General features: G+C 68.4%; 19 protein-coding genes. 14 read left to right on the top strand and 5 right to left on the bottom strand.

The window, feature by feature from the left end; genetic code table 11:
• Positions 1–72 precede the first annotated feature (72 nt).
• Positions 73–1,680 (bottom strand): ATP-binding cassette domain-containing protein, encoded by a 1,608-nt coding sequence (locus E5790_RS07440; RefSeq protein WP_111207065.1) that lies wholly within the window; start codon positions 1,678–1,680, stop codon positions 73–75.
• A gap of 210 nt (positions 1,681–1,890) precedes the next feature.
• A complete protein-coding gene (locus E5790_RS07435) occupies positions 1,891–2,790 on the bottom strand; it encodes a LysR family transcriptional regulator (protein ID WP_014645763.1) in 900 nt (299 codons plus the stop codon).
• Positions 2,791–3,021: 231 nt separating this feature from the next.
• Here E5790_RS07435 and E5790_RS07430 point away from each other — a divergent pair, with 231 nt between their 5' ends.
• Both E5790_RS07430 and E5790_RS07425 read left to right on the top strand, forming a co-directional pair.
• Complete coding sequence (locus tag E5790_RS07430; RefSeq protein WP_111207064.1) at positions 3,022–4,200, top strand: serine hydrolase domain-containing protein; 1,179 nt, start codon at positions 3,022–3,024, stop codon at positions 4,198–4,200.
• Positions 4,197–5,381, top strand: a complete 1,185-nt coding sequence (locus E5790_RS07425; protein WP_111207063.1) for an MFS transporter — start codon at positions 4,197–4,199, stop codon at positions 5,379–5,381. Before E5790_RS07430 ends, E5790_RS07425 begins: the two co-directional genes overlap by 4 nt.
• 217 nt (positions 5,382–5,598) lie before the next feature.
• Here E5790_RS07425 and E5790_RS07420 read toward each other — a convergent pair whose 3' ends face one another.
• Positions 5,599–7,215 carry an EAL domain-containing protein gene (locus E5790_RS07420; protein ID WP_049406911.1) on the bottom strand — a complete coding sequence of 539 codons (1,617 nt, stop codon included), beginning with the start codon at positions 7,213–7,215 and terminating at the stop codon, positions 5,599–5,601.
• A gap of 230 nt (positions 7,216–7,445) precedes the next feature.
• Between E5790_RS07420 and cycA the strand changes: the two genes are divergently transcribed.
• Both cycA and E5790_RS07410 read left to right on the top strand, forming a co-directional pair.
• Positions 7,446–8,819, top strand: a complete 1,374-nt coding sequence (gene cycA / locus E5790_RS07415; protein ID WP_032962245.1) for a D-serine/D-alanine/glycine transporter — start codon at positions 7,446–7,448, stop codon at positions 8,817–8,819.
• A 203-nt stretch (positions 8,820–9,022) separates the two neighbouring features.
• On the top strand, positions 9,023–9,799 hold the full coding sequence (locus E5790_RS07410) for a lytic transglycosylase domain-containing protein (protein ID WP_111206132.1): 777 nt from the start codon (positions 9,023–9,025) through the stop codon (positions 9,797–9,799).
• A gap of 97 nt (positions 9,800–9,896) precedes the next feature.
• Here the strand turns inward: E5790_RS07410 and E5790_RS07405 are convergent, their stop codons facing one another.
• Positions 9,897–11,417: a hypothetical protein gene (locus tag E5790_RS07405; RefSeq protein ID WP_111206133.1), complete on the bottom strand. Its 1,521-nt coding sequence runs from the start codon at positions 11,415–11,417 to the stop codon at positions 9,897–9,899.
• A 165-nt stretch (positions 11,418–11,582) separates the two neighbouring features.
• Between E5790_RS07405 and E5790_RS07400 the strand changes: the two genes are divergently transcribed.
• Positions 11,583–13,664 carry an NHL repeat-containing protein gene (locus E5790_RS07400; protein ID WP_126411675.1) on the top strand — a complete coding sequence of 694 codons (2,082 nt, stop codon included), beginning with the start codon at positions 11,583–11,585 and terminating at the stop codon, positions 13,662–13,664.
• Here the strand turns inward: E5790_RS07400 and E5790_RS07395 are convergent.
• Positions 13,642–14,049, bottom strand: coding sequence for a YciI family protein (locus E5790_RS07395; protein ID WP_012479004.1), 408 nt, complete (start codon positions 14,047–14,049; stop codon positions 13,642–13,644). The genes E5790_RS07400 and E5790_RS07395 overlap by 23 nt on opposite strands.
• Positions 14,050–14,786: 737 nt before the next feature.
• Between E5790_RS07395 and E5790_RS07390 the strand changes: the two genes are divergently transcribed.
• From E5790_RS07390 to E5790_RS07350, 9 genes are all read left to right on the top strand, one after another.
• Positions 14,787–15,200, top strand: a complete 414-nt coding sequence (locus E5790_RS07390) for a YciI family protein (RefSeq protein WP_014645771.1) — start codon at positions 14,787–14,789, stop codon at positions 15,198–15,200.
• Between the two features lie 67 nt (positions 15,201–15,267).
• Entirely contained in the window at positions 15,268–15,690 is a 423-nt protein-coding gene (locus tag E5790_RS07385) for a VOC family protein (protein ID WP_111205909.1), read from the top strand.
• A 36-nt stretch (positions 15,691–15,726) separates the two neighbouring features.
• The gene (locus E5790_RS07380) at positions 15,727–16,137 is read left to right on the top strand and encodes a VOC family protein (RefSeq protein WP_014645773.1); all 411 of its coding nucleotides are present in this window, start codon (positions 15,727–15,729) and stop codon (positions 16,135–16,137) included.
• A gap of 23 nt (positions 16,138–16,160) precedes the next feature.
• Positions 16,161–16,517 carry a DUF1428 domain-containing protein gene (locus E5790_RS07375; protein WP_111205908.1) on the top strand — a complete coding sequence of 119 codons (357 nt, stop codon included), beginning with the start codon at positions 16,161–16,163 and terminating at the stop codon, positions 16,515–16,517.
• Between the two features lie 45 nt (positions 16,518–16,562).
• Positions 16,563–17,825 carry a sigma-70 family RNA polymerase sigma factor gene (locus E5790_RS07370; protein ID WP_111205907.1) on the top strand — a complete coding sequence of 421 codons (1,263 nt, stop codon included), beginning with the start codon at positions 16,563–16,565 and terminating at the stop codon, positions 17,823–17,825.
• A 106-nt stretch (positions 17,826–17,931) separates the two neighbouring features.
• Positions 17,932–19,128 carry a hypothetical protein gene (locus E5790_RS07365; RefSeq protein ID WP_111205906.1) on the top strand — a complete coding sequence of 399 codons (1,197 nt, stop codon included), beginning with the start codon at positions 17,932–17,934 and terminating at the stop codon, positions 19,126–19,128.
• Positions 19,119–20,219: a hypothetical protein gene (locus E5790_RS07360; protein WP_014645777.1), complete on the top strand. Its 1,101-nt coding sequence runs from the start codon at positions 19,119–19,121 to the stop codon at positions 20,217–20,219. The genes E5790_RS07365 and E5790_RS07360 overlap by 10 nt, the downstream gene beginning before the upstream one ends.
• Before the next feature lie 98 nt (positions 20,220–20,317).
• The gene (locus E5790_RS07355) at positions 20,318–21,004 is read left to right on the top strand and encodes a hypothetical protein (RefSeq protein ID WP_049408541.1); all 687 of its coding nucleotides are present in this window, start codon (positions 20,318–20,320) and stop codon (positions 21,002–21,004) included.
• Positions 21,005–21,020: 16 nt separating this feature from the next.
• A complete protein-coding gene (locus E5790_RS07350; RefSeq protein WP_111205905.1) occupies positions 21,021–22,670 on the top strand; it encodes a CsgG/HfaB family protein in 1,650 nt (549 codons plus the stop codon).
• The last annotated feature ends 25 nt before the right edge of the window (positions 22,671–22,695 follow it).

Below are 22,695 nucleotides of genomic sequence, written 5' to 3'. Positions count from 1 at the left end.
ATCCGTCGCGGCCAATCCTGTAGAGCCGAGCCCATGCTCGGCTGCTGCAGTAGATCCAGGCATGGCGTGGATCTACAAGGCGTCACGCCACTGCCAACCCTCGGCGCTCACCTGCAACACCTGCGTCGGCTGCAACGCCTGCAGCAGGTGCCGGTCGTGGCTGACCATCACCAGCGCGCCCGGCCATGCCACCAGCAGTTCTTCCAACGCCTGCAGGGCACCCAGATCGAGCGCATTGCCGGGCTCGTCCAGCAGCAGCATCTGCGGTGCGGGATCGGCATACAGCACGCTGGCCAGCGCGCCTTTCACCCGTTCGCCATCGCTGAGGTGATGGGCTGCACGCTGGATGCGCTGCGCGTCCAGCCCGAGCAGGGCCAGCCGTGTGCGCAGTTCACCGGTATCGGCCGCCGGGTTGGCAGCCTGCACGGTGTCGAGAATGCTGCGCTCGCCGGAGAGCCCCAGCAACTGCTGGTCGAGCAGCGCCAGTGGTGCATGCCGTTGTACGTTGCCACTGCGTGCAGGCAACTGGCCGGCCAACACGCGCAACAGCGTGGACTTGCCACTGCCGTTGTCACCAACCACGGCGATGCGCTGGCCGCGGCGGATGTCCAGCTGCAACGGCGCGCGGCAGCCATGCGGCAGCACCAGCGACTCGGCCTGCAGCAGGCGTGCGCTGCCGCGTTCCCCCTCGCCGGCAAACAGTGCGAGCTCCGGTGTGGCGTGAACCGCCGAGGCTGCAGCGCGCAGCTGGTCTGCGCTGGCCTGCAGGCGCTCGGCCTGTACCTGCTGTGCGCGGCCGTGGCTGCCCTCTGCACGTTGTTTCTGTCGGCCGAGCAGGATCGGCGCCTGGTTGGCCTGCTTTGCATCGCGATTGCCACGTGCCTGGCGTTGCTGCTGGCGTTCGTGCTGTTCGCGCGCACTGCGCTGCTGCTGCCGGTGCTGGGCGCGGGCGTGGTCGAGCTGTGCCGCGGCCGCTTCGCGTTCGGCGGCACGCGCGTCGGCGTAGTGCTGCCACGGCCCGCCATAGCGATGCAGCCCGCGCGCGTCGAGCTCGACGATCTGCTGCATGTGCGCCAGCAGTTCGCGATCATGGCTGATCACCAGCAGGCCGCCGCGCCACTGCTGCAACCGTTCGTACAACTGCTGGCGATGGCGGGCATCGAGGTGGTTGCTGGGTTCGTCCAGGATCAGCCAATCAGCGCCGCTGGCCCAGGCGCCGGACAGCGCCACCTGCATGGCCTGGCCGCCACTGAGGCGCCCGGCGGGTTGGGCCGGATCGAGGTCGTCGGGCAGCCGTAGCGCCTGCCATTGCTGCTGCAGGCGCTCGCGCAGGTCCCAACGGTCGCCGACGCAGGCGAAGTCGGCCTCGTCCACGCTGCCGGCTTCGATGCGTTGCAGCGCGGCCAGTTCAGCGCCAACGCCGGCCAGTTCACCGACCGTGCCAGCGGGTGGATAGCCGGGCGTCGGCAACAGGAACACGCGGCCGCTGCCGCGTACCTGCCCGTTCTCTGGCTGCACCCGGCCGGCGAGCAGGCGTGCGAGCACGCTCTTGCCAGCGCCATTCGCACCGACCAGGCCGGTGGCGACCGGATCGAAGGAAAACGTCAGATCGGAAAACAGCGGGCGGCCGTCGGCCAGTCGATACGACACGCGATCGAGCGTGAGGGAATGCGGGGTCATGCGACCTCCATGGATGCCGGGTTCTCCCCTGCGCGCAGGGGCGGGAAGAGTCAGGCCGTCTGATGGGAAGACGGCGGCATCAATGGCGCATTGGTCGCGAGCCTCTTGGAGGAATGAGGGGCCAGTATAGCGGGACTGGCTGAATGGCTGCGTGCAGCGGTAGAGCCGAGCCATGCTCGGCTGACCTTAAGCACCACGCATGGCGTGGATCTACGGCACGGTACCCAGGCGGGCGCCGACGAAGTCGATGAACACCCGCAGCTTCGGCAGTACGTGTCGGCCCGAAGGCCACAACAAGTGGAAGGTGCCGCAGGAGTGCACATGATCCTCCAGCACGGTGACCAGGCGGCCGTCGGCCAGCGCATCGCGCACCGAGTGCACCGGCACGAAGGCCAGGCCGACATCACGCAGTGCCAGCGCCACCCGCGCTTCGATGGTGTTGGCCACCATGTGCACCGGAAGTTCCTGCGGTGCTTCGTCATCGGGCCAGTGGATCGGCCACGGCTCCAGCTTGCCGGTGCTGGGGAAGCGATAGTGCAGCAGCGTGTGCTGCATCAGTTCCGCCGGCGTGCGCGGAACCCCGCGGCGCTGCAGGTAGCCCGGCGAGGCGATTACACGGCGCGGGAACACCCCCAGCCGGCGTGCGTTCATCCGCGAGTCGCTGGGTTCACCGACGCGCAGCACCGCATCGAAGCCTTCCTCGATGACATCGACCAGGCGGTCGCTGAAATCCAGGTCGAGGCGGATGTCCGGATACGCCGCCATGAACTCGGCCATCAACGGCAGGGTGAGATCGCCGACCAGCGGCAGGCTGATGCGCAGCGTGCCGCTGGGCGTGGCGTGCGGTTGTGCCAGCTCGGTGCGTGCGGCATCGCGCTCGTCGAGGATGCGCCGGCAGCGCGCCAGGAACAGCTGGCCCTCGGCGGTGAGCGTGATGCTGCGCGTGCTGCGGTGGAACAGGCGCACGCCCAGTGCATGCTCCAGCCGGGCAACGCACTTGCCGGCGGCCGATGCGGAGATGCCCTGCAGGCGCCCGGTCTCGACGAAGCTGCGCGTGTCGGCGGCGTGCACGAAAGTCTGCAGGTTGGCGAGATTGTCCAGGACTGACATCGGCGTAGGGGCAATGAAAGCGGCAGGGTAGGGGCGGCGTGATCACGGCGGGCGGCGCCGCTACCGCAACACTGTGGTGCAGGGTGGGGGGCGCCTGCTGTTGCGGCCTTGCAGTTCCGGCCATCATGCCGATTGCGGACTCCACGGTCCATGATGCCCGGAGCCGCAACCGGCTTTTTGCACCGCGCCGTGCTGCCTAACGTGGCGGGCCTCTCCCCACGGATCACCGCGATGAATGCCGCTCTTTCCCTCGAACCTGCACCGATGCTGCCTTCGGTGCAGCGGCTGCTGCAGCAGGTCCACCCGACGCGCCTGGTCGGTGCGGTGGTGCTGGTGTGCGAGCACGGCGTGCTGCGCCATGCCAGCGCGACCGGGCAGGCCGATCGCGAGTCGGCCCTGCCGATGCAGCGCGACCAGCTGTTCCGGCTGGCATCGGTCAGCAAGCCGCTGTTGAGCACGGTGATCCTGCGCCTGGTGGCCGAGGGCGTGCTCGACCTCGATGCGCCGGTGCGGCGCTGGCTGCCGGACTTCCGGCCGGCGCTGGCCGATGGCCGCAGGCCGCCGATCAGCCTGCGCCAGTTGCTCAGCCACAGCAGCGGGCTGGGCTACCGTTTCCTGGAAGCCGATGCGCACGGACCGTACGCCCGGGCCGGCGTCAGCGATGGCATGGACGCCAACCCGGTGTCCCTGGCCGAGAACGTGCGCCGTATCGCACAGGCGCCGCTGTTGTTCGAACCGGGCAGCCAATGGCTGTACTCGTTGGGCGTGGACGTGGCCGGTGCAGTGGCCGAAGCGGCGACCGGTGAAACGCTGCAGGTGCTGTTCGAGCGTTTGCTGGCTGCCCCCCTGGGCCTGCGCGATACCGCGTTCGCCACACGCGATGCCGCACGGCTGGCCACGCCCTACGTGAGCGGCACGCCGCAGCCGCATCGCCTGCAGGAAGGGGAGGTGGTCGCGCCGTTCGAGGGAACGGTGGGCATCGAGTACAGCCTTGCGCGTGCCCTCGATGCCCGCCGTTTCGCTTCGGCCGGCGCCGGCCTGGTGGGTACTGCCGATGACGTGATGTCGGTGCTGGAGGCGCTGCGTGACGTGCAGCGCTCCGGCCTGCTGCCGCCCGCGCTGGCGGCAGAGATGGCCAGCCCGCAGGTGGGCGAGCAGGGGCCGCCGGAACCGGCCGGCTGGGGCTTCGGGCTGGGCTTTGCACTACTGCGCGAGGCCGCTGCCAGCGGCACGCCGCAGCGCGAAGGCACCTGGCGCTGGGGCGGCGCTTATGGGCACAGCTGGTTCGTTGATCCGGCGCGTGGGCTGAGCGTGGTGGCGCTGACCAACACCCTGTACGAAGGCATGGATGGCGCCTTTGTCGATGACCTGCGCGATGCGGTCTATGCAGACTTGGAGGCTGCGCGATGAGCGGCCACGCCATCGATGCGGCCAGCCCGGCCGGTGAGGCCACGCGCTTGCCGTGGGCGGGCCTGCTGGCGCTGGCAGGCGGCGGCTTCATCACCCTGTTGACCGAGACCCTGCCGGCCGGCGTGCTGCGACCGATGGGCGACAGCCTGGGCGTGAGTGATGCGGCGGTGGGCCAGCTGGTGAGCGTGTATGCGCTGGGCTCGGTGATGGCGGCACTGCCGATGACAGCGTTGACCCAGCGCCTGCCGCGGCGTCCGCTGTTGCTGGCGGCCATCGCCGGCTTCGTGGTGGTCAACACGTTGACGGCGCTGAGCAGCAGCTATGCGCTGATCCTTGCTGCGCGTTTCCTGGCAGGCGTGAGCGGTGGCCTGCTGTGGTCACTGGTGGCTGGCTATGCCGCACGCATGGTGGTGCCGTCGCTGCAGGGGCGCGCGATCGCGGTGGCGATGGTGGGGTCGCCGTTGGCGCTGTCACTGGGCGTGCCGGCCGGTACGTTGCTGGGCCAGCAGGTCGGCTGGCGCTGGGCGTTCGCGCTGATGAGCGTGCTGGGCGTGGGCCTGCTGGCGTACGCGCGCTGGGCACTGCCGGCGCTGCCTGCGGCCGGTGCCGGTCAACGTGCGTCGCTGGCCAAGGTCTGGCGCATGCCGGGCGTGCGCAGCGCGCTGCTGGTGATGGTGCTGTACGTGCTGGCGCACAACGTGCTCTACACCTACATCGAACCGTTGGCGGTGGAGGCGGGTGCCGGCCCGTGGCTGGACCGGCTGCTGCTCGCCTTCGGCGTGGCGGCGATTGCCGGCATCGGGATTGCTGGTTGGGGCGTGGATCGCCACCTGCGTGCGCTGGTGTGGGCGGCGGTGATCGGCTTCATCGTACCGGTGCTGGCCTTGTTGGCATGGCCCGGCGTGGCCAGCACGCTGCTGCTGGCGACGATCCTGTGGGGCGTGGCGTTCGGCGCGGTGCCGACCCTGTTCCAGACCGCCTTGGCACGACGCGCCGGGGCCGCTGCGGACCTGGCGCAGTCGATGCTGGTGACCGGCTGGAACCTGGCCATTGCGGCCGGCGGCGTGGCGGGCGGCGTGCTGCTGCAGGCCAGCGGCCCGAGCCAGCTGGGATGGTTGCCGCTGCTGTTGCTGGCGGTGACCGTCGCGTGGTTGCTGGCACGGCCGAAGGCGTGGGCGTAGGCGGCGCTCAACGATGATGCGGTGCCGGCCAGCGGCCGGCACTACCGTGGGCCGCGCCATCCTCGCATGGCGTGGATCTACCGAGCGCAGCGACTCGCGTTTGCTTCTTCTGTTGATTCCGTAGTGGGACCGCCGCCAGAACCTGTCAGAGACCGTCCCGGCCAACGCCGGGATAGCTGTACGCGACCCACCACCAGGGGCTCTGCCGTTGGCCGTCCTACTCGATCCCTTCACGCTCGATCGGCACGCTGCGCGGGTTCTGCATGTGCTCGCGTGCAGCGCCGTACTGCTGCTGCCGCTTGTGGTGGAAGGCGACGAACTCATCACGCGGCAGCGGCCGCGAGAACAGCCAGCCCTGGCCGAATTCCACATGCCGGCTGTGCAGGTAGGCCAGCTGCGCTTCGGTTTCCACGCCCTCGGCCACCACCCACAGGCCCAGCTCCTTGGCCATGTCGATGATGTGCGGCGTGACCGGGCTGGTGGCGCTTTCGGTGCCGATCGCATCGATGAACGACTTGTCGATCTTCAGCGCATCCAGTGGCAGCTGCTGCAGGTACTGCAGGCTGGAGAAGCCGACGCCGAAATCGTCGATCGCCACGCTGTGGCCGGCGCGGCGGGCGGCGGCAAGCATGGTGCGCGCGCGGTCCAGGTCGAGGAAGCCACGTTCGGTGGCCTCCATCCAGATCTGCTGCGGCAGGATGCCGCTGCCGGCCATGTGCCGGGAAATCATCTTCAGGGCGCGGCCGCTGCTGATGTCTTCGGCGGCGAGGTTGATCGCGATGTGCGCGCTGCGGTCGGCCACCAGCAGCTCGCGCATGTCGCGCACCACGTTCTCGATCACCAGGTCGGTGACGTCGGCGATCATGCCGGCCTCTTCGGCCAGCGGAATGAACAGGTCCGGCCGCACCTGGGTGCCATCCGGGCGTTGCCAGCGCACCAGCGCCTCGGCGCCGACGCAGATGCCGGTGTCCAGTTCGATGATCGGCTGGTAATGCAGGTACAGCTCGCGGCGGCGGATGGCGGTGGCCAGCTCACCGCGCAGCGACAGGCGGCGCCGCGACAGCCAGATCACCAGGCCGGCCCCGGCGGCGGCCAGCAGCAGGCCGACCGGCACGTACAGCCATGCCTGCTGGCGGAAGGCGGCGGCCAGCGCGGTGCGCGGCGTGGTGGCGATGGCCAGCCATTCCTCGTTGCGCGCGGTGGCGAACAGCGTGGCGTGATCCAGGCCTTCGCCGGGGTCGCGCAGCAGTGCCTCCAGCAGGTCCGGATCCAGGCCGGGCTGTTTGGCCAGCAGGCGTCCATCGGGGCTGGCCAGCGCCAGCCGCACGTTCGGGTCGGCAATGACATCGACGAAGCGGCGCGGGTCCACCAGTGCGTCGTAGGACCCATACAGGACCGCCAGCACCTGGCGGCGGCCGCTGATTTCCGGGCGCACATCCACTGCAATGCCTGCGCCATCGCTGGTGACGTGGTCCGGCGTGGGTTGATCCACATCGGACAGGAACGGACCCCACGAGGTGCAGCGCAGCTTGCCACCTTCGAAGTAGCCCATCTGGTCGATCGATGGGGTGGTCATCACCAGGGTCTGCATGCGCCGGATGTGTTCGGGGCTGCAGGGTACGTAGGCGCCGGCCTCGGCCGATTTCAGTGCCGCCAGCGCTTCCTGGTAGGACAGGTCGGAGCGGCGCAGGGTGCGATCGGCGATGTCGCGCAGGCGCTGCTGTTCGACGCTGATCGCGCGGTCCCAGGTGGCGTAGGCCATGACCGCGATCGGCAGCGCAGCGGCCAGCAGGGCCAGGGCGGTGCCGCCGATGATGACGCGCAGCCGGCTCATGGCCGGGGCTCCAGCGGGGCGGGCGGGGCAGGGCGCATGGTGGGCCGGTCCTTGGGCAGGTGCGGCTATCTGAGCATGGCGCCGGGCCGGGCGGAATGGGATCAATACGGTATTCGGTCACATTGTGGTGAAAGCGGCCCGCTTTGACGCAATGGGTCCGTCTGGCGCTGGCGCTCGGCGCCGCGGAGGACTACCGTCGAATGCTTCGCCCGCCCCTTTTGCCCGCGCCCATGACCGAGCCCGCAACGCCCCCCGAGCACCTGCGCCGCAGCCTGTCCAACCGCCACCTGCAACTGATCGCCATCGGCGGTGCCATCGGCACCGGCCTGTTCATGGGATCGGGCAAGACCATCAGCCTGGCCGGCCCCTCCATCGTCTTCGTCTACCTGATCATCGGCGCGATGCTGTTCTTCGTGATGCGCGCGATGGGCGAACTGCTGCTGTCCAACCTGCAGTACAAATCCTTCATCGATTTCTCCACCGACCTGCTCGGCCCGTGGGCCGGGTTCTTCTGTGGATGGACCTACTGGTTCTGCTGGATCGTCACCGCCATCGCCGATGTGATCGCCATTGCCGCCTACGCGCAGTTCTGGTTCCCCGGGCTTGAAGCCTGGAAACCGGCGCTGGCCTGCGTGATGCTGCTGCTGGCATTGAACCTGGTGACGGTGAAGCTGTTCGGCGAAATGGAATTCTGGTTCGCGCTGATCAAGATCGTGGCGATCTGCGCGCTGATCATCACTGGCGCCGGGCTGGTGGCATGGGGCTTCACCTCACCCAGCGGCCACACCGCGTCGCTGTCGAACCTGTGGAATGACGGTGGCATGTTCCCGATGGGGCTGGTCGGCTTCTTCGCCGGCTTCCAGATTGCGGTGTTCGCCTTCGTCGGCATCGAGCTGGTCGGCACCACCGCCGCCGAAACCGCCGACCCCGAGCGCAACCTGCCCAAGGCGATCAACTCGATCCCGGTGCGCATCATCATCTTCTACGTGCTGGCGCTGATCGCGATCATGGCGGTCACCCCGTGGCGCCAGGTGGTGCCGGACAAGAGCCCGTTCGTGCAGCTGTTCGTGCTGGCCGGCATTCCCGCCGCCGCCAGCCTGATCAACTTCGTGGTGCTGACTTCGGCCACGTCCTCGGCCAACAGCGGCATCTTCTCCACCAGCCGCATGCTGTACGGCCTGGCCGAAGAGGGCCACGCCCCGCGCGGGCTGTCGAAACTGTCGCGCGCCGCAGTGCCGGCCCGTGGCCTGCTGTTCTCGTGCCTGTGCCTGCTGGGCGGCACGCTGCTGATCTACCTGATTCCCAACCTGGTGACCGCCTTCACCCTGGTGACGACACTGGCGACGGTGCTGTTCATCTTCGTCTGGTCGCTGATCCTGGTGGCCTACATGGCCTATCGCCGTCGCTATCCGGAGCGCCATGCTGCATCGATCTTCAAGATGCCCGGCGGCGTCGCGATGTGCTGGGCCTGCCTGGTGTTCTTCGCCGCCGTGCTGGTGCTGCTGAGCCTGCAGGGCGACACCCGCCAGGCGCTGATCGCCAGCCCGGCGTGGTTCGTGCTGCTGGGCGTGGGCTATTGGGTGCGTCGGAGGACCGCGAAGTGATCCGAAGTGGGGTCAGGTCCCGTTGCTCAGCAACGGGATGTGACCCCGGCAGGTCGCGGGACCCACCCCGCCTCCTCGCGGGAAAACGGCTGTTGCTGTTGAGGTTGCCGGCCAGCGGCCGGCACTACCACGGGTGCAGGACGCCGCCCTGCCGGCCCCCATTCACCCAACATTAGCGGGCACGGCCGGATCATCCGGCCGCCATGTCCCCTCGCCCCCTCCTGCTCGCGCTGTTGCTGCTGCCCAGCCTGTGGCCCGGGCTGGCCGCCGCGCGCACCGTCTACCGCTGCGTGCAGGGCAACACCGTCAGCCTGGCCACCGCGCCGGAGCCGGGATCGCGGTGCACGCCGAAGGAGATCGACGACAACGCCGTCCAGACCCCGAACCTGTGGGGCAACATGGGCGTGTTCAGCGGCGTGCTGTACGAGCGCGAACAGGACGGGGCGCTGGTCTACTCCACGCGCAACCTGCCCGGCTCGCGGGTGTTCCTGAAGTTCACCGTGGCCACGCCGCCAGGCGAGCCGGCGCACGAGGGCCTGGGCAAGGTCGGCACGCCGCAGCTGGCGCAGCACGCCCGGCAGTTCAAGGCCGCGTCCAGGGCCACCGGCGTCGATGATGCCTGGCTGCGTGCCATCGCCCACGCCGAAAGCAATTTCGACGCGCTGGCGGTATCCAGCAAGGGCGCACAGGGCGTGATGCAGCTGATGCCCGAAACCGCGCAGGAATACGGGGTGAGCGATCCGTTCTCGCCGCAGCAGTCGATCGAGGGTGGCGCGCGCTACATGCGCGCGCTGCTGCGCCGCTACAACGGCGACCGCCCGTTGGCGGCGGCCGCCTACAACGCGGGCATCGGTGCGGTCACCCGCTACAAGGGCGTGCCGCCCTACGCCGAAACCCTGGCCTACGTGGACAAGGTGATGGCGCTGTACGCACGCTACCGCGAAGCGATGGGCATCCGCACCGAAGTGCCGGCGCGCTAGCGGACGGTGCCGCCTGCACGTGGCGTTGTAGAGCCGAGCCGATGCTCGGCTGCGCCAATTGCAGCCGAGCATCGGCTCGGCTCTACACAAAAGCCGCTCAGCGCGAGGTGGAGGTGCTGACCAGGTCGTAGCGCTCGATGCGGCCGACGCGTGCCACCTCGGCCTGCACGTCGGCACGCTGCTTGAGTGCACGCCACGCGGCATCGATGCGCACATCACCCGGCAATGACGGATACGTGCGCATGTCCTGCAGGCTGGCCAGGGTTTCACCGCGTTCGATGGGCGAGCGCAGCTGTTCGATCAGCACGGCGGCGGCACCGTCCAGGTTGCCTTCCTCCAGCAGCATTTCGCGATGGAACAGGCGGGCATCCTCGCGCTGGGCCAGGATCACCGCGCGTGCCGCTTCGCGCGCTTTGGCATCACCACGCTCGCGGGCGGCGGCGAACTGCAGCAGCGCCTGCGCGGCCTTGCCGTAGCCGGCGAGGCCCGGCATGTCATTCACTGCCTGCGCAGCGTCCTGCATGCGCCCCAGCGAACTGAAGACGAAGCCGACATTCATCTGGTGCTCGACACCATCCGGGCCGAGTGCGCCGATGCGTTGGGCCTGTTGCGCCGTGGCCAGTGCCTCATCGGTGCGGCCCAGCCGGCGCAGTGCGGTGAGCCGGCTGTTGAGCAGCCAGGCCACCCATTCCGCTTCGGCGGCGGCAGGTGATTCGCCGTTGCTCGCGGCACCGGCCATGCCTTCGGTCAACGACAGCACTTCCTCGTTGCGGTCCAGCATGAGCAGGGTGGTGCTGAACTCGGCCATGCGCGCGTCCAGTGCACGGTCGAGCAGGCCGGAGACGCGCAGTTCATCGAGGTGGCGCTGCGCCGCCTGCACCGGATCGAAACGCGCATCGCCGCGATCGACATAACGGTCGAAGCGCTTGTCGCTGCGCAGGCGGATGATCTCGGCCGGGCTGTCGATGCGGGCCAGCGTGGCTGGAATGCCGTCGCCACGGCCATTGTCGGCCTGCAGCGTGGCCAGCGTCAGCCACAGCCCGGTGGGTTCCAGGCCGGCACTTTTCCAGCCGTTGTCAAACAGCGCCTGCAGCAGGTCCATGCGCTTCATCGGCTGGTCACGCAGGCGGTACTGCAGGTAGTTGATGGCGTGGTGATCGACCGGCAGCGGCGCGTCGGCATGCTGCAGTGCCTTCACCAGGAAGGTGGTGGCTGCGGCCGGCTGGTTGTCCGACAGTTCCACCGACACCTGGGTAAGCAGGATCTGTGCATCCTCCGGCAGGGCCTCCTGCGCCCGCTGCAGGTAGCGGCGGGCCAGGGCCGGCTTCTTCTGCATCAGTGCGGTCCAGCCAGCGACCTGCGAGGCGCGGCCACGATGCTCGGCATCGAAGTCGTCCAGCAGGGGATCCTCCATCAGCCGTTCCATGCTGATCAGCGCGCCCAGCGTGTTGCCACTGCGTGACTGCTGGATGGCCTCATCCCAGCGCGTGGCATAGGCCTGGTGCATCGCATCGGCGGTGATTGACGGCTTCTGCGGCGCCACCGTGATCGAAGCAGTGGCGGATGTGCTGGCCAATGCGGCCAGCAGCAGGGCGGTGAGCGGGAGAACGCGGGGCATGGAGAATCTCCATCCGTGGGAACCGCATTGAACCTGCTGCAGCCAGCGAGGACAAGCACGACGAAGCGAATTCTGGCGTTCAGCCGCACAATCGGCCGTGGCGGATCGCACGCGCAGCGTCTATTGTCGGTGCCTCTTCAGACAGCAGGCAGGCAGCGCAGCACGATGGCACGGTGGCAATGGATGGCGGCAGGCGTAGCGTTGGCGACGGTAGTGGCATTGGCTGCGACCTGGTGGGAGACACCGCTGCATACGCTGGCTGAACCGGCGGGTCCGGCTCCGACGCCGTTGGCGTGGACCGCGCAGATTGAACCGCTGGCCGGCGATGGCCACCCGGGTGACCGTGATGGCGCGTCCGCGGAGGCACGCTTCGCCGATCCGTACGCGTTGCTGCGCAGTGCCGATGGCAGCGTCTATTTCACCGATGCCGGCGACAACAACCGGATCCGTCGCCGCCTTCCCGATGGCCGCGTTGAAACGGTGGCCGGGCAGGGCGAGGGACGTGTCGATGGCCCTGCACTGCAGGCCAGTTTCAACACGCCTTCGGGCATTGCCGCCGACGCGCAGGGCAACCTGTATGTGGCCGACACCGGCAACCATGCGATCCGCCGCATCAGCACCGATGGCCAGGTGACCACGCTGGCCGGTGGCGAACAGGGCCACGCCGACGGCCCTGCCGCGCAGGCCCGCTTCGATGCGCCGATGGGCATCGCCGTGGATGCGCAGGGCCAGGTTTACGTGGCCGATACGTTCAACGATCGCATCCGGGTGATCGGTACGGATGGCAGCGTGCGCACCCTGGCCGGTGGTGATCGGCCGGGCCTTGCCGATGGCGTGGGCGCCGCTGCGCGCTTCGATACGCCGGTGGCGCTGGCCTTCGACGCGCAGGGCGCGTTGCTGGTGGCCGACCTGTTCAACAACGCCGTGCGCCGGGTGGGTGCCGATGGTACGGTCAGCACCGTGGTCGCCGCCGGTGGCGTGATCAATGGGCCGCTGTCGTTGGCCACCACCCATGACGGCGTGCTGTACGTGGGTGATCTCGATGGCCGCATCGTGCAGGTGACGCCGCAGGGCCATCAGATCGCGCTGGTCGGCAATGGCCGCCTGCCGCGCCTGGCCCGCCCCAGCGGATTGGCGCTGGATGCCGATGGCAGCGTGCTGGTGGCCGACGCCGCCAGCTACCGCCTGCATCGCCTGCGCCCGCTGCCGGTGGGCGACCTGCCGGCACCGGCACTGGTCGGGCCGGCTGCCGATGCCGCGCTGCCGAAGACCGGGGGCCGTTGGCCGCTGGCACCGCAGGACGGCTGGCACGAAGTGGTCGGCACCCTGGGCGAGGTGCGCGGCAACTTCACCGGTGAGAGCCGCCACCACCTGCATGGCGGCTTCGACGTGCGCGGTGATGTGGGCCAGACCGTGCTGGCGATCGCCGAAGGCAAGATCAGCAGCCCGGTGGCCGCCTGGAACCTGGGTGAGCAGGCCGAGGGCCTGGTCGTGGATCGCCTCAAGTACATCCACATGCGGGTCGGCCGCACCCCGCGCGACGAACCCTACGATGCGCGCTGGCAGGCGCTGTACGACGAGCAGGGCAGGCTGGAGCGGATGCGCGTGCGCCGCGGCATGCGCATCCACGTCGGTGACCGCCTGGGTAGCATCAACAACCAGGCGCACGTGCACCTGGCGGTGGGTACCGGCGGCTTCGAGACCAACGCGGTGGCGCTGGGCTTCCAGGGCTACGCCGACCACTTCGCGCCGCGCATCACCGATGTGGCCCTGCTGGACGACAACGACCAGCCGATGGCCGCCGGCAGCGATGGCGTGGTGATGGTGGCGCGCCAGGGCCGCGGCGTGCAGATCGTGGTCGAGGCCTGGGACCAGGTCGACAACAACCTGCCGCGCCGCCGCCTGGGCATGTACCAGGTCGGTTACCAGATCCTCGATGCCGCTGGGCAGCCGCTGCAGGGTTACGAGCAGCCGCGCTGGAACATCGTGTTCAACCGCATGCCGCCGCAGAAGGAAGCGGTGCGCGTGGCCTACGCACCGGACAGCGGCATCACCGTGCATGGCAGCGCGGTCACCCGTTTCCGCTACCTGGCCACCAACACCGTGCGCGACGGCCTGATGGAAACCGGGCGCTGGCAGCCGGCGGCGCTGCCGCCGGGCGAGTACATCGTGCGCGCCAGCGTGCGCGACTACAGCGGCAACGAAGGCGTCGGCCCGCGCGAGATCAGGGTACGGCTGCTGCCATAGCCGCAGCCGGGGCGCCGCAACGTTCGCGCTCGGCGTCCATGTCTTCCAGCGGCCGCACTTCGATGCTGCCGAAGCGCGCCCACGGGAAGTCGCGGGCGATGCGCATGGCTTCGTCGCGGTCGCGGGCGACGATCAGGTTGAAGCCGGCCAGCAGTTCGCGGGTTTCGGCGAACGGGCCATCGAGAACACGGCTGTTGCCATCACGCACGCGCAGGGTCTGTGCAGTGTCGACCGGCTGCAGTTTCTGCGCGGCCAGCAGCGTGCCTTCGGCCTGCAGCTTGTCGGCGTGGGCCAGGCAGTCGCGCATCAGCGCGTTGAATTCTTCGATGGGCAGGGCCTGCAGCAGGGCAGGCTCGATATAGATCAGAAGCAGGTACTGCTGCATGGGACGGTCCTGGCGGGGGCGGGGTATCCATGATGGCGCAGGTTTGCCCGCCGGCATGCTGCAGCGCGAAAAGCCGCCTGCGGCGGGCGATCGGCGAACGGCGGAGCCCCTCCGTGGTGGGGTGGGTGGGTCGCTGAAAGCGGGTTTCCTGAGGGTGGGCCGGGCGGGCGGGATTGGCGGGGACGCCGTGAATCCGTCCCTGGAGGCTTAGCCGCGCCATCCACGGCGCGGATACCCCGCCAACCCCACCCGCCCGGCCCCAGACAGATTCCGGCGGCCGATCCACCACGGGAAATCAACAAGCAAGAGCAAAAGCGGGTCGCTTCGCTCGCAAAGCCGAGCCCGCCAGCCAACCGCCTTTGCTTTTGCTGTTGCTTTTGCTGTTGCTGTTGCCTTTTCTCTTGATCTTCCCGTGGTGGGTACCGGAGGCAGGAAACTGTCCAGGGCCGGGTGGGTAGGCGGGGCGGGGGTGTCCGCGGCATGGATGCCGCGGCCAAGCCCCCATGGATGGGTTTACGGCGTCCCCCGACCCGCCTACCCACCCGGCCAAACCCATGAACCCGCGCTTTCAGCGACCCACCCAACCCACCACGGAGGGGCTCCGCCGTTCGCCGACTCCCGCCGAAGGCGTGCCTTCCACGCAGAAAAAAAATTTCCGGAAACGTGTCGATTCCGATGACCCTGGTTCGTTGTACCCAATGAAGGGCACGCACCACGCGTCCCCACGGGAGACCGCAATGAAAGTGATGGTGATCGTGAAGGCCAACGCCGACTCCGAAGCCGGCCGCATGCCCAGCGAACAGGAACTGTCCGAAATGGGCGCCTTCAACGAACAACTGGTGGCCGCCGGCATCATGCTGGCCGGTGAAGGCCTGCACGCCACCCAGCGCGGCCGTCGCATTCACTTCGGCGGCGGGGCACCCCAGGTCGAGGCCGGTCCGTTCGGTCCTGCCAGTGAACAGATCGCCGGCTTCTGGCTGTGGGAGGTGCGGTCGCTGGACGAAGCGGTTGAATGGGCCAGCCGCGCGCCGTTCGGCAGTGGCGGCACGCTCGAACTGCGTCCCTTGATCTCCGCTGAAGACTTCGGTGAAGCCTTCACCCCCGAATTACAGCAGCAGGAACAGCGTCTGCGTGCACAGCTGGAAGGTTGACCCGATTCATCTCCACGCCGGGCACGACCCGGCGCTACCGCCCTGAACCACATCACGGAGTATTGCCATGAGACTGATTCCCTTCCTCGGCTTCAGCGGCCAGGCCCACGAGGCGATGGCGTTCTACGCCAAGGCACTGGGTGGCCAGGTCACTTCGGAAATGAAATACCGCGACATGCCGCCGTCCGATGGCATGCCCGGCTGCAATGAAATGCCGGCGCAGACGCTGGACCACGTCGCCCACAGCCAGCTGGAGATCGGCAACGCCATCGTGATGGCGGCCGACGGCCCCGGCGGCGGCGAGGGTGGCTCGACCACCATCAATGTTGATGTCGACAGCATCGAAGAAGCCGAACGCGTGTTTGCCGCGCTGGCCGAGGGGGGGCAGGTGCAGATGCCGATCGCCGAAACGTTCTGGGCGCACCGCTGGGGCATGCTGGTCGACCGCTATGGCAAGCCGTGGATGGTCAACTGCATGAAGCAGCCCTGATTCCTCTCTTTCTTTCATCCACAAGGAGCTTCACCGATGAGTGCACCGCAACCGCAGATGATCTTCGTCAACCTGCCCGTGCAGGATCTGAACGCGTCCAAGACCTTTTTCGCAGCGCTGGGCTACAGCTTCAACCCGACCTTCACCAATGACGATGCCGCCTGCATGGTGATCAGCGAGAGCATCTTCGTGATGCTGCTGACCCAGCCGTTCTTCAAGCAGTTCACCACCAAGCCGATCGCCGATGCACGCAGCCAGACCGAGGTGATCACCTGCCTGTCGGCGGACAGCCGCAAGGCGGTGGACGTGATGGTGGACAAGGCACTGGCGGCCGGCGCCAGCGAACCGCAGCCCGCGCGCGACTACGGTTTCATGTACCAGCGTGGCTTCCAGGACCTGGATGGCCATCTCTGGGAAATCGCACACATGGACGGCGAGCCGGGCTGACGGCCGCCGCAGGGAGAACCCGCATGGCTTACGTGGATGCTTACGTGCTGCCGTGCCCGCAGGACAAGGTGGCGGCCTACCGCCGCCTTGCCCGCAAGGCCGGCGCGGTGTGGAAGGACCATGGCGCGCTGCAGTACATGGAATGCGTGGCCGACGATGTGGAGCCGGGCAAGAGCACCTCGTTCCCGCGCGCTGTCAAGGCGAAACCGGGCGAGACGGTGATCGTCGCCTTCGTGGTGTTCCGCTCGCGCGCGGCACGCGACCGCATCAACGCAAAGGTGTTGGCCGACCCGCGGCTGGCGTCGCTGGGCCCGAAGGACATGCCGTTCGATACCCGGCGCATGTTCTGGGGTGGCTTCAAGCCGATTGTTGAAGCGTGAGCTGCGGCGCTTGTGCGGGCCGGGCGTGCGTGCTGTGATCGGCGCATGCTCGAGCACGCACTGACGCAGCGTCTGGAAACCCTCTGGCGGATGGAGTCGCCAGTGCTGATCGCGCGCCTGGCGCGGCTGCTCGGTGGCGATGTCGGCCGTGCCGAGGAGCTGGCCCAGGACACCTGGCTGGCCGCGCTGGAGCGTTGGCCGGAGCAGGGTATCCCGGACAACCCCGGAGCCTGGCTGATGACCACCGCGCGCAACCGTGCCATCGATGTGCTGCGCCAGCACCAGCGGGTGGCGCAGCAGCATGCGCAGTGGGGCGAGGAACTGCATCCGGCGGCACTGCCGGCGCCGGATGACAGCCAGGCCCTGGAGGACGACCTGGGCGATGACCTGCTGCGGCTGATGTTCGTGGCCTGCCATCCCGTGCTGCCGGCCGATGCGCGGGTGGCACTGACCCTGCGCCTGCTCGGTGGCCTGACCACCATCGAGATCGCGCGTGCGTTCCTGCAGCCGGAGCCGACCATCGCCCAGCGCATCGTGCGCGCCAAGCGCACCCTGGCGCAGAAGCAGGTGCCCTATGAAGTGCCGCGCGCGGAGGCGATGCCGGAGCGCCTGGCCTCGGTGCTGGAGGCGATCTATCTGGTGTTCAACGAAGGCTATGCGGCCAGTGCCGGTGATGACTGGATGCGCCCGGCGCTGTGCGAGGAAGCGCTGCGGCTGGCCCGCATCCTGGCGCATCGGTTGCCGGTGCCGCCGGTACTGGGCCTGCTGGCGCTGATGGAACTGCAGGCCTCGCGTGCAGCGGCACGGGTGGACGCGCAGGGGGTGCCGGTGCTGCTGGACCAGCAGAACCGCGCGCGCTGGGATTGGCTGCAGATCGAACGTGGGCAGCAGGTGCTGGCGCGCGCATTGGCCATCGGTGGCGACCAGGATCCCTACGTGCTGCAGGCGCGCATCGCGGCCTGCCATGCGGCTGCGCGGCATGCTGACGCCACTGATTGGCCGCGTATTGCTGCGCTTTATACACAGCTGCTGCAGGTGCAACCTTCGCCGGTGGTGGCATTGAACCGGGTGGTGGCGATCCTGCGCAGCGACGGTGCCTTCGCCGCGTGGGCACAACTGCAGCCACTGCTGGTCGATCCGCGCCTGCGCGACTACGCGCCGCTGCAGGTGGTGCGCGGCGAGCTGCTGCAGGCACTGGGGCGTGAGCAGGACGCACGTGACGCTTTTGGCCAGGCCGCTCGGCTCAGCCAGAACCAGGCCGAGCGCGGACTGCTGCGGCAACGCGCGGGCCTGCCCCCCACGGACTGAGCCGACAAAGGCAGCACTTGTCGCCGGCCGCCTGAGCGGCTATGTTTCGCGCCCAGCGGGCGCATCAGCGTCCGCGATCCGTGCGTATTGACCGAGGAGCGGTTGGATGTATTCAAGGACGAAGAGCGCATCGCGCGCTTTTGCGCGCCTGCTTGCCTGTGCCCTGTGCCTGGCCGTATGGCCGATGGCCGTGCAGGCTGCGGACAAATCACAGCAGGCCTATTGGGCCGGTTTTGCCTATACCGCTGACGCCGCCGCCGTGCAGGCGACCACCCCGCATGCGCACGCGGTGCTGGAACGGCGTGGGCTGGTCCCGCTGAACCAGACGCTGGCACAGTCGCTCAAGCGCCGCGCACCGGCCCACCTGGAGCTGATCGACCAGCCGGTGGCGATGCTCGACGGCACCACCAGTGCCACCGTGCTGGCCGCTGCGCTGGATCGCGAGCTGGTCTCGGTCGAACCGATCGGCGACCAGTACAAGGTGCTGGTGGAAGTGGCGCTGCAGGCGTTGTTCTTCGACTTCCGCGAGCGCCAGGTGATCGCCTCCTATCCGCTCACCCTGCAGCGCATCGACGTGCAGGACTACCGTCCGGACAACGACGATATCGACGCGATCGTCGCCGATCTGCTGTACGGCGGTGCCGATACCAGCCTGTCGCAGGTACTGGCGGCCAGCCTGGCGCAGGCCCGGTTGCCCGATGCCGCCGTGCGTCGCCTGCAGGTGGGCGGGGTGACCCTGTCCGACGCGGCACGCGCCAAGCTGCCCGATCCGAAGTGGGAAGCACCGCTGCGTGCCACGCTTGCGCACGAACTGTCCAAGACGCTGTCGTCCAACACTGGCGTTGGCCTGCTGCCGCCGGCCTCGGGCCAGGCGATCGGCGGTGCGATGGCCGCCCGCTTTGCCGACGGCAAGGTCTACCAGCTGAAGATTCCCGAACCCGACTACGTCATCCAGCTGCAGGTCGATGCACTGAAGAACGGCGTGATCGAGGAAACCCCGGCGATGAAGACGATGCTGTTCGGCGCCTTCTTCACCGCCAAGGTGAGCGAGCCGTTCTCGGGCAAGGTCTATTTCGAACAGCCGCTGCGCAAGGGGGCCACCAAGGTGGTGCCGGTCACGCAGTGGCAGGTCGACCAGTGGTCGGCCAGCTACGAAACCCTGCTGGCCGGCTTCGACGCCTTCGCCGGCGCCGCCGCCAAGCGTGCCGATTCGCGCGCCTGGCTGGACGAACAGAAGCCGGGCGGCCGCCCGTTGCAGCAGCAGACCCAAGCCCTCCAGGAGTTGATCAAGTCATGTCGTTGATGCGTACCATCCTGCTCATCCTCATCGCGCTGGCGGTGGCCTCGCCGGTCGCTGCGCAGACCGCGAGTTCGCGCGGTACCGGCTCGGCCAGCTACGGCCTGCGCCTGAGCGCCGATACCCGTGCCCAGGCCCTGAACAAGGCCAAGGTCAATGCCCTGGAGGCGTACATCGCCGAAACCGGTGCGGCCAAGCTGCGCCTGTTCGAGGCGCGCCGCGCCGAGTTCATCGGCGAGATCGACCGCTACGTGCTCAGCGCCGTGCAGCTGTCGGACACCGAAGACAAGAAGGCCAAGACCTACAGCGTCACCGTCCGCGCCGAGATCAACACCACCCTGCTGCAGACCAAGCTGGATGCGGGTTCGGCCGTGGCCGGCGCCACCGCTGCGCAGCGCTCGCTGCTGACGTTCCTGTTCATGGCGCGCTCGCAGGACACCGTGCAGTCGTTCCAGGACAAGGAATACCGCCGCGTCGACGCCAGCAGCAGCTACAGCGAGAACACCCGTGAAGGCGACAGCTTCCGCGGCAATTCGGTCAGCACCAACGGCAGCATCAACCAGAACGGTTCGGTGTCGGTCACCAGCGGCGGCAGCACCACCGCGCGCGCCGACAACATCACCTGGAAGGTGGCCAACGCCGCCGAAGTCAACACCGCGATGACCGGTGCCTTCAGCGCCGCCGGCTACGAGGTGGTTGAAGCCGAGTACGTGGAAGGCGAGTCGCGCGGCCTGCTCAGCATCGAGCGCATCCGCAAGGACTTCAGCACCGGCAACGACCTGGCCCCGGCCACCCTGCGCGACACCGCCAATGGCATCCGTGCGGCCAACATCCCGTACATCGCCGTCGGCACCCTCGACGTCGGCATGCGTGACCGCGATCCGGCCAGCGGCAACACCCGCGTGTTCGTCACTGTCACCGGCAAGGTGCTGGACGTGACCGGTCGTTTCCCGCGCACCGTGTCGTCGGTCGGCCCGGTGCAGTTCTCCGGCACCGGCCCGAATGAAACCGTGGCCCGTACCAATGCCCTGCAGCTGGCTGCCGAAAAGGCCGCCCAGCAGATGATCAACGAACTGAACGTCAAGGCGGTCCGCTGATCCGCCGCCCCGTTGGGTGCCGAGCTCGCTCGGCATCGCCCCTGGGTTACCGATTCCCCACGTGCCGCACGCGGCCGTTTCTTCCAAAGGACTCTCACATGATCCGCAATACCGCTCTTGCCCTGGCCATCGCGGCCGCCACCCTGTCGATGCCGGCCCATGCCGGCCTGGGCAAGCTGAAGGACCTGGCCGGTGGCTCCACCGGCTCCTCCAGCAGCACCTCCAGCGCTGCTGCCCCGGACGAAGCCGCGCAGGAAGCGCTGGTGCGTCGTTTCGTCAGCTCGCAGTCGCACTCGCTGCAGGCCCAGACCTCGTTCGCCCGTGCCTTCGGCCTGGCCGAGCAGGTGCAGCTGCTGGAAGCCGAGCGCCAGGCGCTGTCGTCGGGTTCGGTCAGCGTCGATGCGATGAAGAAGTCGGTGTCGGTCAGCGAAGCCGCCCAGGCCGCGATCGACGAGCGCCAGGCCGCGCAGCCGGAGCTGAACGCTGAATCCAAGCAGCACTACGCCGAAGGCCTGGTCTCGCTGCTGTCCTCGGCTGCCGAAGCGCAGAAGCTGGGTGGCGAAGCCAGCAACTTCACCGCCGGCATGAAGAACCTGGGCGCCACCCAGATGGCTACCGTCGGCCGCAAGCTGGCCGCTGGTGCATGGGTGGCCAAGGAATCGCCGGGCTTCATCCAGGGCCTGTACGGTTCGACCAAGTCGGCTGTGACCTTCGCCAAGAAGAGCAAGGTCAAGGTGCCGTCCAACGCCGACTCGATGCTGGGCCAGCTGGACAAGATGAACTGATCCGAGGCGAATCCCCATGCGTACGACCTCCCGTTTGATCGGCCTGGGCCTGGCTGCCGCGCTGCTTGCAGCCTGTGGCAAGCAGGACACCCCGGCCGAAGCGCCCGCACCTGCCAAGGACAAGGCAACCAGTGCACTGGCCAGCAATGCGCCAGTGGAAGCAGCGCCCCTGCGTGGCACGCCGGATTTCGGCGGCACCACCCAGGTCGCGCGCGAGGCCGACGGCATCGGCAGCACCCCGGAACTGGCGGTGCTGGCGGCGTTGCAGTCGGCGGTGGCGCAGGTCAACGGCGTACGCGTGGCCAGCCAGATGCAGAGCCTGCGTGCAGGCCTGCATGTGGATGTGGATGACGAACACGTCGGCGATATCCGCGCCGACGCGTTCACCCAGCAGATGATCGCCGGCTCGCAGGGCGCGGTGCTGGGCTATGAAATCCTGTCGCAGGACGAAGTGCGGCAGCTGGATGAAGAAACCATCGCGCGCGTGCGCGCCAGCGACGAAGGCTGGAGCTTCAAGGGTTCGGCCTCTGCCAGCGCGTCCGGCGAGGCCACGGCCAAGGGCGGCGGAGCCTCGGCCAGCGTCAAGGAGAGCTACGACGAGAAGGTCAGCGTCGATGCCAAGCGTGGCGCAAGCTCGTTCGATTCGGATGTGACCCACCGCAGCATGCGCAGCTACTGGAAGGTGCGCGTGCGTGCACAGATTGCCCAGTACCGCGCACCGGACGAGCAGGGCAAGCCGAAGATCGTGGTCGCGCTGCCGCGCACCAAGGCCGGCAGCTATGCCGTGGGCGATGGCCGCGTGAGTGCCGATGAAGTGGCCGACGCGATCCGCGCGCGCCTGTCCGACACGCTGACCCAGACCCAGCGCTTCATCGTGCTGGATCGCGAGTTCGGCGACGAACTGCAGGCCGAGATCGACCATATCAACAGCGGCAACGTACGCCTGCAGGACACCGCACGCGTCGGCCAGCAGCTGGCGACCGACCTGATCCTGATCCCGACCATCGAACGCTTCGAGTACCCGCGCAGCGTGCGCAACCTGCGCATGTCCGACCGCCAGGTGACCTCGTACTCCGGTGGCGGCCGCATCACCCTGCGCCTGATCAACGCCACCACCGGCCAGGTGGTGATGTCCGACAGCTTCGACCACCAGCTGGCCTCGACCGGCCCGAGCACCCTGCCCCGCGTGGTCAACGGCCGCAACATGGCCGCGGCGATGATGGAATCGCTGTCGGGCCAGATCGGTACCACCATCGTCACCACGCTGTTCCCGGTGTCGGTGGTTTCTGTGGACGGTGACCAGGTGGTGCTGAGCCAGGGTGGCGAAACCCTGCAGGCCGGCCAGCGCTGGCAGGCCGTGCGCCTGGGCGAGGAACTGAAGGACCCGCAGACCGGCCGCTCGCTGGGCCGCAGTGAACACCCGTGCTGCACCATCCGCATCGACCGCGTGGCCGCACAGACCTCGTACGGCACCATCGAAGACGGCGTCGACGCGATGCGCGGCGGTTTCCGCCCGGGCCAGATCGAACTGCGCCAGAAGCTGGGCAGCAAGCCGGCCGCCGCCGCAGGTGCGACTGTCTCGGCCGCTCCCGCCGCCGCCGCACGCCCGGCGGCCAAGCCGAAGCCCAAGCCCGCTGCCGCCCCGGCCGAAGACCCGAACTGGTAACACGCCCAAGCAACACACCGATGGG

It is taken from the genome of Stenotrophomonas sp. PAMC25021 (genome assembly GCF_004795795.1).
Classification (GTDB): Bacteria; Pseudomonadota; Gammaproteobacteria; order Xanthomonadales; family Xanthomonadaceae; genus Stenotrophomonas; species Stenotrophomonas muris.
Note: the sequence above shows the minus strand (reverse complement) of the source record. Positions and strands in the feature narration are given on the sequence as shown.

Excerpts from the sequence above, each read along its gene's own strand:
- E5790_RS07395 (WP_012479004.1), bottom strand. The coding sequence starts at position 14,049 with ATGCAGCAGTACCTGCTTCTGATCTATATCGAGCCTGCCCTGCTGCAG.
- E5790_RS07435 (WP_014645763.1), bottom strand. The coding sequence starts at position 2,790 with ATGTCAGTCCTGGACAATCTCGCCAACCTGCAGACTTTCGTGCACGCC.
- E5790_RS07350 (WP_111205905.1), top strand. The coding sequence starts at position 21,021 with ATGCGTACGACCTCCCGTTTGATCGGCCTGGGCCTGGCTGCCGCGCTG.
- E5790_RS07410 (WP_111206132.1), top strand. The coding sequence starts at position 9,023 with ATGTCCCCTCGCCCCCTCCTGCTCGCGCTGTTGCTGCTGCCCAGCCTG.
- E5790_RS07405 (WP_111206133.1), bottom strand. The coding sequence starts at position 11,417 with ATGCCCCGCGTTCTCCCGCTCACCGCCCTGCTGCTGGCCGCATTGGCC.
- E5790_RS07360 (WP_014645777.1), top strand. The coding sequence starts at position 19,119 with ATGTCGTTGATGCGTACCATCCTGCTCATCCTCATCGCGCTGGCGGTG.
- E5790_RS07430 (WP_111207064.1), top strand. The coding sequence starts at position 3,022 with ATGAATGCCGCTCTTTCCCTCGAACCTGCACCGATGCTGCCTTCGGTG.
- E5790_RS07400 (WP_126411675.1), top strand. The coding sequence starts at position 11,583 with ATGGCACGGTGGCAATGGATGGCGGCAGGCGTAGCGTTGGCGACGGTA.
- E5790_RS07420 (WP_049406911.1), bottom strand. The coding sequence starts at position 7,215 with ATGAGCCGGCTGCGCGTCATCATCGGCGGCACCGCCCTGGCCCTGCTG.
- E5790_RS07425 (WP_111207063.1), top strand. The coding sequence starts at position 4,197 with ATGAGCGGCCACGCCATCGATGCGGCCAGCCCGGCCGGTGAGGCCACG.
- E5790_RS07355 (WP_049408541.1), top strand. The coding sequence starts at position 20,318 with ATGATCCGCAATACCGCTCTTGCCCTGGCCATCGCGGCCGCCACCCTG.
- cycA (WP_032962245.1), top strand. The coding sequence starts at position 7,446 with ATGACCGAGCCCGCAACGCCCCCCGAGCACCTGCGCCGCAGCCTGTCC.
- E5790_RS07440 (WP_111207065.1), bottom strand. The coding sequence starts at position 1,680 with ATGACCCCGCATTCCCTCACGCTCGATCGCGTGTCGTATCGACTGGCC.
- E5790_RS07375 (WP_111205908.1), top strand. The coding sequence starts at position 16,161 with ATGGCTTACGTGGATGCTTACGTGCTGCCGTGCCCGCAGGACAAGGTG.
- E5790_RS07380 (WP_014645773.1), top strand. The coding sequence starts at position 15,727 with ATGAGTGCACCGCAACCGCAGATGATCTTCGTCAACCTGCCCGTGCAG.
- E5790_RS07390 (WP_014645771.1), top strand. The coding sequence starts at position 14,787 with ATGAAAGTGATGGTGATCGTGAAGGCCAACGCCGACTCCGAAGCCGGC.
- E5790_RS07385 (WP_111205909.1), top strand. The coding sequence starts at position 15,268 with ATGAGACTGATTCCCTTCCTCGGCTTCAGCGGCCAGGCCCACGAGGCG.
- E5790_RS07365 (WP_111205906.1), top strand. The coding sequence starts at position 17,932 with ATGTATTCAAGGACGAAGAGCGCATCGCGCGCTTTTGCGCGCCTGCTT.
- E5790_RS07370 (WP_111205907.1), top strand. The coding sequence starts at position 16,563 with ATGCTCGAGCACGCACTGACGCAGCGTCTGGAAACCCTCTGGCGGATG.